This is a genomic window from Euzebyales bacterium (genome assembly GCA_036374135.1).
Taxonomy (GTDB): Bacteria; Actinomycetota; Nitriliruptoria; order Euzebyales; family JAHELV01; genus JAHELV01.
On the sequence record DASUUK010000024.1, the window covers coordinates 141,193 to 154,048 of the forward strand.

Annotated in this window: 12 protein-coding genes; all 12 read right to left on the reverse strand. The window is 72.1% G+C overall.

The window, feature by feature from the left end:
- Positions 1-4: 4 nt before the first annotated feature.
- On the reverse strand, positions 5-1,516 hold the full coding sequence (locus VFZ70_03385) for a hypothetical protein (protein ID HEX6254833.1): 1,512 nt from the start codon (positions 1,514-1,516) through the stop codon (positions 5-7).
- A gap of 84 nt (positions 1,517-1,600) precedes the next feature.
- On the reverse strand, positions 1,601-2,368 hold the full coding sequence (locus VFZ70_03390; GenBank protein HEX6254834.1) for a type III pantothenate kinase: 768 nt from the start codon (positions 2,366-2,368) through the stop codon (positions 1,601-1,603).
- Positions 2,369-3,367 (reverse strand): pantoate--beta-alanine ligase, encoded by a 999-nt coding sequence (gene panC, locus VFZ70_03395; protein ID HEX6254835.1) that lies wholly within the window; start codon positions 3,365-3,367, stop codon positions 2,369-2,371.
- A gap of 2 nt (positions 3,368-3,369) precedes the next feature.
- On the reverse strand, positions 3,370-4,287 hold the full coding sequence (locus VFZ70_03400) for a DUF2520 domain-containing protein (GenBank protein ID HEX6254836.1): 918 nt from the start codon (positions 4,285-4,287) through the stop codon (positions 3,370-3,372).
- A 23-nt stretch (positions 4,288-4,310) separates the two neighbouring features.
- Positions 4,311-4,871: a 2-amino-4-hydroxy-6-hydroxymethyldihydropteridine diphosphokinase gene (gene folK, locus VFZ70_03405; GenBank protein ID HEX6254837.1), complete on the reverse strand. Its 561-nt coding sequence runs from the start codon at positions 4,869-4,871 to the stop codon at positions 4,311-4,313.
- A 45-nt stretch (positions 4,872-4,916) separates the two neighbouring features.
- Positions 4,917-5,348, reverse strand: a complete 432-nt coding sequence (folB, locus tag VFZ70_03410) for a dihydroneopterin aldolase (protein HEX6254838.1) — start codon at positions 5,346-5,348, stop codon at positions 4,917-4,919.
- A 97-nt stretch (positions 5,349-5,445) separates the two neighbouring features.
- The gene (folP, locus tag VFZ70_03415; GenBank protein ID HEX6254839.1) at positions 5,446-6,558 is read right to left on the reverse strand and encodes a dihydropteroate synthase; all 1,113 of its coding nucleotides are present in this window, start codon (positions 6,556-6,558) and stop codon (positions 5,446-5,448) included.
- Positions 6,559-6,654: 96 nt separating this feature from the next.
- A complete protein-coding gene (gene folE, locus VFZ70_03420) occupies positions 6,655-7,320 on the reverse strand; it encodes a GTP cyclohydrolase I FolE (GenBank protein ID HEX6254840.1) in 666 nt (221 codons plus the stop codon).
- Positions 7,321-7,336: 16 nt separating this feature from the next.
- A complete protein-coding gene (gene ftsH / locus VFZ70_03425) occupies positions 7,337-9,286 on the reverse strand; it encodes an ATP-dependent zinc metalloprotease FtsH (GenBank protein ID HEX6254841.1) in 1,950 nt (649 codons plus the stop codon).
- A gap of 176 nt (positions 9,287-9,462) precedes the next feature.
- Positions 9,463-10,041, reverse strand: a complete 579-nt coding sequence (gene hpt / locus VFZ70_03430; GenBank protein ID HEX6254842.1) for a hypoxanthine phosphoribosyltransferase — start codon at positions 10,039-10,041, stop codon at positions 9,463-9,465.
- Positions 10,042-10,073: 32 nt separating this feature from the next.
- Positions 10,074-11,747: a tRNA lysidine(34) synthetase TilS gene (gene tilS / locus VFZ70_03435; GenBank protein ID HEX6254843.1), complete on the reverse strand. Its 1,674-nt coding sequence runs from the start codon at positions 11,745-11,747 to the stop codon at positions 10,074-10,076.
- 3 nt (positions 11,748-11,750) lie between these two features.
- Positions 11,751-12,851, reverse strand: coding sequence for a zinc-dependent metalloprotease (locus VFZ70_03440; GenBank protein ID HEX6254844.1), 1,101 nt, complete (start codon positions 12,849-12,851; stop codon positions 11,751-11,753).
- Between the last annotated feature and the right edge of the window lie 5 nt (positions 12,852-12,856).

Here is a 12,856-nt window from a genome sequence, read left to right on the forward strand (position 1 = left end):
CGTCTCAGCGCACCAGGGCCCGCGCGGTGTCGAGATCGGGTCCGATGCCCATGCGGACGTCCTCGTCGACGCACGTGATCACGGCGGTCTGATCGTCGCCTGCGCGGATCATGCGCTCGTCGCGGCGCGTCGGGGCGTCCGTGGCGGCGGGGAAGGCGCGCTCGTACCACGTCACCAGCGCGTCGCACAACGGGCCGTCCGCGGTCTGGGTGAGGGCGAGACCAACGGCCGTCGCGTCCTCGTCGGTCCACAGCGTCAACTCGCCCCCGGTCCAGGCCAGCGCCTGCTCGCGCGGACCGTCGATCGCCTGGGACGTGTCGTCACCCGGCGCCTCGAACAGCCAGAGCAGATCGGCGGCACCGAACGTGGTGGCGCGTCGGCGTTGCCAGTCCCCGCCGGGATCACCCGGATCCCTGACGTCGACCGCGGCGGTCGGGTAGCGCTGCGGATCGAGGATCTCGGCGCTCGTCTCCGGCAGCCGATCGTAGGCGGCGTCGACCGCCTCCCAACCACCCTCGAGGTAGCGGGCGCAGGCGAAGCGCAGTCCCGCCAGGTAGGGGAAGTCCAGGCTCCGCGCGACGTAGTGCGGCACGTCAGCGAGTCGCCGCTGCGCCGCGCGCGCATCCGGGTCGGCGCTCAGCCCGAGCTGCTCGTCGATCGAGAGCCCGACCACCGTGAACTGCTGCTGGGCCAGCGTCGCGTCACCTTCGGTGAGTGCCAGGGCCGCCAGCGCAGCATCGCCGTCGGTGAGGTCCTCGAAGGTGTCGACCGGCAGCTCGAACGCCTGGTCCGCCAGCGCGTGCTGCAGTTCGTGCGCGACGACGGTCTGGGCGGTCGGATCGAGACCGTCCTGCGCCGGATCGGCACGCACGACCAGTTCCTCGGTCTCGGTGTCGTAGAAGCCCGCGACCTGCCCGGCGAGCAGGTCGCTCTGCAGCTCCACGAGGTCGGTGTCCGGCGCGACCGCCCCGAGGGCGGCGAGCAGACGCCCGTCGTCGTCGGCATCACCGGCGGCGTACTCCTCGCGGACCCGGTCGGCGACGCGGCGGGCGATCGCGTCGGCGTCGAGCAGGGTGGGCGACGGCTCCCGGTCGAACTGCAGTGACCGCAGGTCCTCCACGGCGTCGGCGATCAGCCCGACCTGCTGCGTCGTCCGGCCGTCGGGCACGTCCCGTGTGCCGGGCGCGCCGGCCTGCTGCACGCAGCGCGCCAACCGCGCGGTGTCGTCATCCAGCAGGCCCTCCAGCCCGCCGGCGTCCTCCGGGAACAGGCTGCGCAGCGCCTCGCCCGCCTCTCCGTTCAGCAGGTCGTCGAGCGGCTCGGCCGGCTCCTCGGCGGCGCCCGCGCCGCCGTCGGCGGCCTGTTCCGACCGGAGCTCCGCGAGGTCGCCGCGCGCGGCGGCGAGCTCGGCACGCGTGCTCAGCAGCTGGCCGGAGCGCACGAGCGCGAAGGTCGTGCTGACCAGCAACGCCACCACACCGAGCACCGCGATGGCGATCACGGCGGACCGTGGCATGGGTGCTCCTCGTCGTGGTGCGCGTCGGGCACCAGCATGCCGTGTCATCGGACACGCCGGCCGCACGACGCGGTCGACTGCGCGTCAGTTGTTGCGCTCCCAGATCAGCCGCAACCCGCGCAGGGTCAACCACTGATCGTGGTGGTCGATGTGCCGGCACAGCTCGGTGATCGGTCCGGCCATCCCACCGGTGGCCACGACGACCGGCGGCGCCGGCAGCTCGGCGGCGATCGCCTCGATCAACCGGTCGACCTGACCGGCGAAGCCGTAGCTCGCGCCCGACTGCATCGCCTCGACGGTGCTGCGCCCGATCGCCCGCGCGGGCCTGACCAGTTCGATGGCGCCGAGCTGCGCACCGCGGGCGGACAGCGCCGCCATCGACGTCTGAACGCCCGGCGCGATCGCGCCGCCGACGAACGCCCCGGTGTCGTCGTAGACGTCCAGGCTGGTCGCTGTCCCGAAGTCGACGACGATGCCCGGACCTCCGTACTTGTCGTAGGCCGCCAGCGCGTTCACCAGCCGATCGGCACCGACCTCGCGCGGGTTGTCCATGCGGATGGCGACCCCGGTCCTGATGCCGGGACCGACAACGAGCGTCGTGACGTCGAGGTAGCGGTCCGCCATCTGGCGGAACGCCTCGGTCAGGGGCGGCACGACCGATGAGATCACGACACCGGAGACGCTGCGCGTCAACGACAGGCCCATCAACGTCAGCAGTCCCTGCAGCTGCAACGCCAGCTCGTCAGCCGTGCGGTGCCGCTGCGTCGACACCCGCCAGTGCCGCAGCAGTTCGGTGCGGTCGTACACACCGACCACCGTCTGCGAGTTGCCGATGTCCATCGCCAGCAGCATCTACGCCCCCTCGATTGGGCCGTCGTGCGTCGCACGGTCACCGGCTGACGGGCGTCCTTCACGCGAACGCCCTCGGGAGACATTCCCTGGGCCGTTGTGAGTCGCGCCGCCACACCCGCCGTCCACGTGCTCGACGGATGCAGCATGCACACCACGGTCATCCACCGCCTCTCCCGGCGCGAGGAGCAAGTTGTCGATCAGCCGCGTCCCGCCGACGCGCGCCGCGACCAGCGCCCGTGCGGCGTCGTGGCCGGGACCCGACAGCGGCTCGAGGGTGTCGGGGTCGACGACCTCGGCGTAGTCCACCGCGATGCCGTCGCCGTCGCGCAGTGCCCCCCACAGTGCGGCACGAGCGGCGTCGGCATCGCCGCTCCACGCCGCGGCCGCGCCCCGCAGGGCCTGTGAGAGGCGGAGCGCACGCGTCCGCTCGTCGGCCGTCAGGTGCACGTTGCGGCTCGACAGCGCCAGACCGTCGCCGTCGCGGACGGTCGGCAGTCCGACGACGTCCACCGGCACGTTCAGATCGGCCACCATCCGGCGGATGGTGGCGAGCTGCTGGTAGTCCTTCTCACCGAAGAACGCCAGGTGCGGGCCGACCGCGTTGAACAGCTTGACGACGACCGTCGTGACCCCCGCGAAGTGACCCGGCCGGAAGGCACCCTCGTACCGGTCGGTGAGGCCCGTGACCTTGACGGAGGTCGCGAGATCGTCCGTGAACGCCTCCGCGTCCGGAGCGAACACGGCGTCGACACCCGCGGCCCGCAGCTCGTCGAGGTCGCCTGTCAGGTCACGTGGGTACGTGGCCAGGTCCTTCGCGTCGCCGAACTGGAGTGGGTTGACGAAGACGCTGACGACCACCGTCGGGCACCGCGTCCGGGCGGCCGAGACCAGTGACAGATGACCGGCGTGCAACGCACCCATGGTGGGCACGAGCCCGACCGGACCGTCGGCGGCCGCGCGCCAGCGGCGCAGGTCGACGATGGTGTTGGCGACGAGCATGCTCACTCCGGGTCGAGGATCTCGGTGATCACACGGGCGCGCGCCTCGTCGAGCCCGGCCCGTCGAGCGTAGGACAACGCGAGCCGCGCCAGCGCACGGTAGGCCGGCACGGCCTCCGGCATCGTCGCGCGCAGATCGGCCAGGTGCGCGTCGACCGTGCCACCGTCGCCGCGGCGCACCGGTCCGGTCAACGCCGCGGCACCGTGGGCTGCGGCGTTCAGGGCCGAGGCACGCACGAGCGGTGTCAGGAAGCGCTCGGGGTCGGTGACCCCGACCGACAGCAGCAGGTCCCGCGCGAGCGCGACCACCGCGCTGGTCCCGTTCGAGCCGACAGCCAGCGCCGCGTGGTAGCGCACGCGGTCGACGTCGCGCACGTCGACCGGCACACCGCCGACGGTCGCCACCAGGTCGTGGGCCCACCCACGATCCGCCTCGGCGGCCGTCACAGCCCAGGCCGTGCCCGGCAGCGCGGCGCGTCCCGCCTCGGGCGTGGGGAAGGTCTGGGCGGGATGACAGGCTGCGACATGCGCCCCGGCGAGCGCGACGGGGCGCAGCACCCGCAGCCCGTGCCGACCCGAGGTGTGCAGCCAGCGTCCGCCCGGCCGGACCACGTCCGCGGCAGCCAGTCCGCGCAGCACATCCACCAGTGCGTCGTCGCCGACGGTGACCAGCACGATGTCGGCCGTCGCGGGAACCTCCGTCGCCGGCACGACGCGGGCCGTCGGGACCGCCGCGGCGAACCGCTCCAGACCCGCCGACAGCGGAGCGCGTCCCGTCCGGCCGGCGACCGCCACGACACGGTGCCCGGCGTCGACCAGCGCCAACGCGAGTGCGGTACCGACCCGGCCGGGACCGATGACGCCGACGGTCGCCCCCGACACCCGGCCCGGCGCGTCCGGCGCCGCCGCTCCGGTCGACACGTCCGGTCGTGGGCTCCCGGCCGTCACGGAGTGACCACCTGCCGACCGACCATCGTGACGTCGTTGATCGGCGCGAGGCCGGCCAGCAGGCGGACCAGTGACCGGCCGTCCGGCAGCACTGCGCCGGGTGCGACTTCGATCAGCGGCACGAGCGCGAACGGCCGCTCGACCAGGCGCGGGTGGGGGACGGTCAGGCGCCGCGTCGCGAGGACCCTGTCGTCGTAGAGCAGGATGTCGACGTCGAGCGTCCGCGGTCCCCACCGGACGTCGCGTACGCGGCCGGCCTGCCGTTCGACGCGTTGACACGCACGCAGCAGGCCGCGGGCCGACCGCGTGGTGGCAACCCGCACGGCCATGTTCAGGAAGTCGTCCTGCGCCGGGCCGCCGACCGGCGCGGTCTCGTACACCGCCGACACCTCGTCGACACGCAGGCCACGCGCGGCGTGCAGCCGGTCGACGGCACCCTGCAGGTTGCTGAGGCGGTCACCCATGTTGCTGCCGAGACCGAGGAATGCGAACACCTCCTGCCCCGGCGGTACCCACGCCTCAGCCACGACGGGCGCTGCCGGGCTGCCGGCGGTCACGCGTGGTCTGTCGAGGATCCGGGCTGGGACCGGCACGGTGCACGCTCACCGGATGTGGACCGGGCGGACGCGGACGACGGTGACCGCGACCGCGTCGAGCTCCTCACCGAAGTCGAGCTCCGGCTTGGTGATGCACACCCGCACCGCCGCGACACGGCGCATGGTCAGCAGGTCATCGGCGATGTGCGCTCCCAACGCCTCGCTGAGGTTGAACCGCGTGGAGCGCACGAGGTCCGCGACCCGCTCGACGAGCATCGCGTAGTCGATCGTGTCGTCGAGGCTGTCGGTACGCGCCGCGATCTGCGAGTCGACGTCCAATGCGACGTCGAGCACGAAGGTCTGACCGGTGAGCTGCTCGTGGTCGTGGACCCCGTGGTGCCCATGGACCCGCAGCCCGCGGATCTCGATCGTGTCGGTCGGCTTGGCGATGCGTCGGTCATCGACGAGGCGGCGCTCGGACCGTCCGATGTCGCTCATGGTCGATGCCTCGTGGGAGATCTGGCACCCGCCGGCGACGGGCGCGGTGAAGCGCAACCTACCGCCGATCGGGGACAGGCTGCATCCCGGCGGCCCATCACGCCGGCGACGCCTCCATGACGGCCGCGGTCACCTCGAGCGCGCGACGCGTCTGCGCCACGTCGTGCACGCGCACGATGCTGGCACCGGCGACTGCGGCGAGCACGGCGGAGGCCAGGCTGCCCTCCAGCCGATCGTCGGGCGTGGCGCCCGTCAGGGTGCCGATGAAGGTCTTGCGTGACGCGCCGACCAGCACCGGTCGTGCCATGCCACGGAACTGCCGCAGTTCTCGCAACAGCGCCAGGTTGTGGTCGAGATCCTTCGCGAACCCGATCCCCGGATCAACGATCACCCGTTCGCGTGCGATGCCGAACGTCTCGAGCCGATCAAGGCCTGCCGCGAGGAACTCGTAGGTCTCGGCCACGACGTCGTCGTACGCCGTGTGGCGCTGCATGTCCGCCGGGGTCGCGCGCGTGTGCATCAGCACATACGCGACGTCGGACGCGGCGACCACCTCCAGCAGTTCGGGGTAGCGCGCACCCGACACGTCGTTGACGATGCGTGCCCCTGCGGCGATCGCCTCCTCCGCGACCTCGGCCTTGACGGTGTCGATGCTGACGGTCATCCCTCGCTCGACGCACGCCGTGACGACCGGAAGTGCCCGCGCGAGTTCGTCGTCCACCGCTACATGCGCCGCGCCGGGCCGGCTTGACTCGCCGCCGATGTCGATGACGCTCGCGCCCTCGTCGTGCAGCCGTTCGGCGTCGGCGATCGCCCGCTCGGGATGGCCGTCCGGATACAGCGCCCCGCCGTCCGAGAACGAGTCGGGCGTCACGTTCACGATGCCCATGATCGCGCAACGCGGCCCCAGCGGTACGGCCCGCGATCCCGCGACGACCTGCGGGCTGGGATCCAGCCACGCGTTCACCGCCTCGAGGGCGTGCTCACGCAGCCGCTCGGCGCTGGGGCGGTCCATGCTGCGGCCAGCGGCCCGCACCAGCGCGACGACGGTAGTGGTCGCGTGCAGCCGATCGCCGATGCGCTCGACCGTCGCCCCCGACGACGCCCACGTCGTCCTCAGGCCATCCGGATCGTCGATGCCGGACACGACCAGCCGGACCTGCGCCTCGCTGCCCAGCGACGCGTCGACGATGCGCACCAGCGGCGTCACGGATCTCCCCTCTCGTGCCACGCGCCGACGCACGGTACCCCACCGTCCCAGCCGCACGCCGCACCACGGATCGTCCGCGCGGACGACCGGGAACGGCTAGGCCGGACGGAACCGGGCACCCATCGCCAGCGCCATCGCCTCGGCGCGCGTGGCCGGGTTGTCGCGGATGATGCCACGCACGGCGCTGGTGACGGTCACCGATCCGGGCTTGCGCACACCGCGCATCGTCATGCACAGGTGTTCGGCCTCGATGACGACCACGACGCCCCGGGGCTCGAGCGCCGCGACGATCGCCTCGGCGATGTGGTTGGTCATGCGCTCCTGCATGTTGGGACGTCGTGCCACGACGTCGACCAGACGGGCCAGCTTCGACAAGCCGGTCACCTGACCGCCCTCGTTCGGGATGTAACCGACGTGTGCCCGACCGACGAATGGCACGAGGTGGTGCTCGCACACGCTGGCCAACGCGATGTCGCGCACGAGCACCAGCTCACCGTGACCGGCATCGAAGACCTTGTCGATCACCGTCGACGGCTCGACCATCAGACCGGCGAAGATCTCGTCGTACATGCGCGCGACCCGGCCGGGCGTGTCGACCACCCGCGGGTCGTCGGGGTCGATGCCGATGCCCTCCAACAGGAGCTTGACCCCAGCGCGGATCTTGTCGTGGTCGAAGCCGGCCGGCGGCGACGTGCCGTCGACCGCCGGGCGTACGGACGACGCCGGCGCCTCGCCGTCACGGAACACGTCGATGTCCGTCAATTCGTCGGTCGTCTCGTCAATCGCGCCCCGGTGAGCCCTCGGATGCGGCCGAGCGCTCCAACCGGCGCAGTTGGGTGACGACGGCCGACTGCCCGACGCTCGCGGAGTCGCCGTTCATCAGCGGCTTGATCGCCCGCGACGGCCGCGCACGGACCTTGCCCAGGATCGTCGCGAGCTCGTCCTTCTCGACGGTCTCCTGCTCGATCAACGCGTCGGCGAGCTCCTCGAGGACGTCGCGGTTGTGCACCAGGATCTCGAGCGCCTCGTCGTGCGCCTCGTCGATCAATGCCCTGATCTCGCGGTCGATCTCGACGGCGATCTCGGTGGAGTAATCCGGTTGGTGGCCGAAGTCGCGGCCGAGGAATGGTTGGCCGTCGTTCTGGCCGAGCTTGATCGGCCCGAGCGTCGGGCTCATGCCGTACTGGGTGACCATGTCGCGGGCCGTCGCGGTGGCCTTGGCGATGTCGTTGGAGGCCCCGGTCGTGAAGTCGCCGATCGTCAGCTCCTCCGCGACGCGACCGCCCAGCATCATGGCGAGCTGGTCGATCAGCTCGCCGCGGCTGACGAGGTACTTGTCCTCGGTCGGCAGCGACAGCGTCCAGCCGAGCGCCTGACCGCGCGGGATGATCGACACCTTGTGGACGGGGTCGGCGTGCGGCAGGGCGTGGCCGACGATCGTGTGCCCACCCTCGTGGTAGGCGATCGTGCGCTTCTCCTGCTCGCCCATGAGGCGGGTCTTGCGCTCGGGGCCACCGATCACGCGGTCGATGGCGTCCTCCATCGACGCCATCGAGATCTCCTGGCTGCCACCGCGCGCCGAGATGAGCGCGGCCTCGTTGACGAGATTCGCCAGGTCGGCGCCCGTGAAGCCGGGCGTGCGCCGCGCGATGATCTCGAGGTCCGCGTCCTCGGACAACGGCTTGCCGCGGGCGTGCACCTCGAGGATCGCGCGCCGGCCGACGAGGTCCGGCCGGTCGACGACGATCTGGCGGTCGAAGCGTCCGGGTCGCAGCAGGGCCGGATCGAGGATGTCGGGCCGGTTGGTGGCCGCGATCAGGATGACACCCGTCTTGAGGTCGAAGCCGTCCATCTCGACGAGCAACTGGTTGAGCGTCTGCTCACGCTCGTCGTGACCGCCGCCCATGCCGGCGCCACGGTGGCGGCCGACGGCGTCGATCTCGTCCATGAAGATGATCGCCGGCGCGTTGGACTTGGCCTGCTCGAACAGATCGCGGACGCGGCTCGCGCCGACGCCGACGAACATCTCGACGAAGTCCGAACCCGAGATCGAGAAGAACGGCACGCCCGCCTCACCGGCGACCGCCCGCGCCAGCAGCGTCTTGCCCGTACCGGGGGGACCGAACAGCAGCACGCCCTTGGGGATGCGGGCGCCCATCTGCTGGAACTTGCTGGGGTCCTCCAGGAAGTCCCTGATCTCGCGGAGCTCCTCGACCGCCTCACCCGCGCCCGCGACGTCGTCGAACGTGACCTTGGGTGCGTCCTTGTTGACGAGCTTCGCCTTGGACTTGCCGAAGCTGGTCAGGCGGCTGCCTCCCTGCATCTGGCTCATCAGGAAGAAGAACAGCCCGAAGATCAGCACCAGCGGCAGCAGGTTGACCAGGATCGACACCAGCACGCTGCCGCTCTGGTTGTCGACGTCGGCGCGGTCGAAGCTCTCGCGACCGCGGACGTCCTCGAGCACGTCCGCGAGCTCCTCGCGGTTCAGCTGAGGGTTGTACGTCGTCGTGTACTCTCCGCCGTCGGCGAGGTCGCCCTCGAGGCGCCCGTCGCGGACGAAGTCCGTGTAGCTGGCGATGTTGCCGGCCGCCGCCTGCTCGAGGAACGCGTCGTAGGACAACGGCTCGGGCTCGCCCTGCTGTCCGAGGAGTGATACCAGCGCGAACGCAGCGATCAGCAGCAGCGGGATCCAGATGAACGGCGCTCGCGCGAACCTCTGCAACTTCATCGTGCCCTTCACCGGTCTCGTCGCCCCGGTCTCGTCCCACGAGCCCGGGCGGCGTTCCGCACCGGTGGCGCTCGCACCCCCGCCGCGTCGAGCGGGGTGACCATGGCTACCGCTTCATCGTAGCAAGGTGCCTGGCGATCGGCCCACGGAAGATCGGCGCGGCGGATCGGCGCTCGTCACGACGAGTAGACGGTAGGCGCCAGCGTGGCGATGCAGTCGAGGTTGCGGTAGCGCTCGGCGTAGTCGAGCCCGTAACCGACGACGAAGACGTCGGGCACCTCGAACCCCTGGTAGCGGACCCGTAGCTCGGCCGGCGGCGACCCGGGCTTGGCCAGCAGCGCCACCACCTCCAGCGATCGCGGGCCGCGCGCCGCGAGGTTGCGCAGCAGGTACTTCAGCGTCAGGCCGGAATCGACGATGTCCTCGACGACCAGCACGTGGTAGTCGGCGATGTCGCGCTCGAGGTCCTTGAGGATCCGCACGACGCCGGACGTCTTGGTCGCCGAGCCGTAGCTGGACACCGCCATGAAGTCGACCTCGACGGGCAGGTCGACGTAGCGGGCAAGGTCTGCCATGACCATGAACGCGCCCTTGAGCACCCCGACGAGCAGCACGCGCTCGCCCGCGTAGTCGCGGGTGATCTCCGCGGCGAGCTCCCGCAGACGATCCTGGATCCGTTCCCGCGAGATCAGGACCTGCTCGATGTCGCCGGCGAACGCCGGTCCGACCAGTTCGCCAGACGTCTCAGATGTCATCGCACACGACCCGTTTCCACAGGAGCCATCCTTCAGGTGGGCTGGAGGACCGCGGTGGGCCCCACCCACATCCTCATGCCCGCAGCCACCTGCCGGTCACACGCGCGTTGCGCGACCCCGGGGATCCAGAGCGGCTCGTCGTGCTCGTCGACGACGATCGGGACGAGGTCGCGGCACGCCCGCGGCACGTGCGCGTCGACCAGCAGATCCTGCAGCTTGCGGACGCCGGCGGGGCACCGGAGGCGGTCGCCGTCATGGCGCGTGCGGACCGTGAGATCGGCGCCACGCGCCAGCGCCGCGGTCACGTCGTCACCGAACACGGCCCACATCCGCGCACGCGGACCCGACCCCGGCGGCGACGGCGCGAGCTGCGCGGGGGGCGCCTCGTCGTCGACCTCTCCGACATGGACCGGCGGTGGTGGCCCGAGGTCGAGCTGCGCGGGGTCGGGTGCCGGCGCCATGGGCCAGGGCCACTCGACGTGGATGTCCAGGCCCAGCTGGTCCAGCTGCGTCGTTCCCGGGACCGTCAGCACCTGGCTGCGCAGCGGCTCGGCGTCGCCAGGTGCGAACCCGAGCCACCCTCCACCGCACGACACCAGCGCCGTCGTCGGCAGGTGCAGCGCCTCACCAGGCTCCAGTGCCATGATCCGGTCCACGGCCGCGGCGGACAGCACCCCCGCGCCGACGGCCGCGGCCGCCGTGCGCAGCACGCGCGTCGAGAGTGCGCGCGGGAGGCGGCGCAGCAGATCGAGGCGCACGGCGCGGGTGACGCCCCAGACCACGGTCAGCTGCCTGGCGTGCTGCTCGGCCAGCGCGTCCAGCGCGTCGGTGTCGATGCGCGCCAACTCGGCGACCCGGTTCAGGGCTCCGACAGCATCCCCGGGACCGCCCGCCAGCCGTTCGAGCGTCGGCAGCACGTCGTGGCGGGCGCGCGCGCGGCGCTGATCGGGATCGCGGTTGGTGGGGTCGGCGACCGCCAGCAACCCCTCGCCGGCGATGAAGGCGGCCACGTCGGCGCGCCGGATGCGCAGCAATGGCCGCAGCACGCCGATCCCCCGGCGGCTGCGCAGCGGCCGCATGGCACCGACGCCGCGCAGGCCAGAACCGCGCACGAGGTTGAGCAGAACCGTCTCGGCCTGATCATCGGCGGTGTGGCCGATCGTCATCCAGCGCGCACCCACGGCGTCGGCGTGATCGAGCAGCGCACGGTAGCGCGCGGCCCGCGCCGCCGCCTCCGGGCCGCGCGAGCCCACCCGCACCTCCACATCGTGCTCGTGGTGGACCGCCTCGAGCGCCGCCGCGTGCGCCGCGGCCGCCGCGGCGTCGGCCGCATCGTCGCGGAGCCCGTGTCGCACGTGGACCAGATCGAGCCTCAGGTCGGGTCGGGCGATGCTCAGCAGGTGCGCCATGGCCGTGGAGTCCGGGCCACCCGACACGGCGACGACCACGGCGGCGCCGACCGGCACGGGCGCGCTGGTGCGAAGGACCTCCGCCACCAGCTCGTCACGCGACAGACCGGCCGGCAGCGCGCCGATCGATGGGGCATGCGTCCGCCCCGTCGCCGCCGGCGGCCCACCCTCGCCCGCAGCTGCATCGCCATCCCGGCTCTGCGCCCTGACCGCGACCGCCCGCCTCCCGCCACCCCCACCGTCCGGCCCGCCCGCGCTCGCCCGCGGGGCGCGGTCCGATCCGGGCGCCGAGCTCATGGGCTACTCCAGCACGCGGGTGACCCAGCGGTCCGGGTGTTCCAGTTCGTCGGGTGTCGGCAACCTGTCGGGGCCGTCCCACACGCGGTTGAACATCTCACGGCCATGCCGGCGTTCTATGTCGAGGATGAACTGCTCGCCCTGCGAATACTGCCTGGCTTTCATCGACAGGCCCAGCACCCGGAACAGCACGCTGTCGGCACCACGACGCCGGCGTTCGTTCAGCGCATGCCGCACGCCCGCCACCTGCACGCCGTCGGGGTCACGCTCCGCCAGCAGCTGCGCCCCCCAGTCCATCACGACGTTGCCGTGGCCCTCCAGCAGCGACATCATGCCCTGCGCCCGGTCCATCAGCTCACGCTGGGCGGGGGTCAGGACGGCCTCGACCAGTTGCCGCAGGCCGACGCCCTCGCGTGCGGAGCGCAGCACGTCACCCAGGCGGTCGACGATCACGCGCAGCCGATCGGCGTCGAGACGCGTCTCGGACAGGTACGACGCCACGATCCCCCGCAGCGTGGGACGCATCCAGCCGACGGCCTCGAACTGCAGGCGGTGCGCGAGCTCGTGCAGCACGACACCCGTCCGGAAGGCGGCCGGCGTGACGCCCACCTCAGGCAGGAACCCGCGCTCGAGCTCGACGAGGTTGGGACCGACGAGGGTCAGCCGGCCGGGTTCCGCGTCGTCGGGCAGCAGCACCTCGTACTGGCCGAGCACCTTGGTCGCCAGGTAGCCGAAGACGACCCCGAGCTGGATCGCAAGACCCTTGCGCGCCAGCGCGCGGTTGACGTCGCTGCGGTCCATCAGCTGCTCGGCCAGCGGATCGACCAGCCACGCGATGCTCTCGAGGTTGCCGCGGAGCCAGGCGCCGCGGCCCACGACCCTGAGCCCCGCGGGCGGCAGGCCCGCACCCAGGCCGGTGACCTCGCGGACAATGGCGTCCGCGCGAGCGGTCGTGTCGTCGAGCTCGGCGCGCAGGTGGCGGACCTCCGCACGGCTCACCTTGGGCTGGTCGCGCAGCGCGACCAGCCTCGCGATCCGCTCGGCCAGTTCCCAGTCCGCCAGCGGGCCGGGGCCGGGACCCGCCGGTTCGATGGCGTCGGTCACGCGCG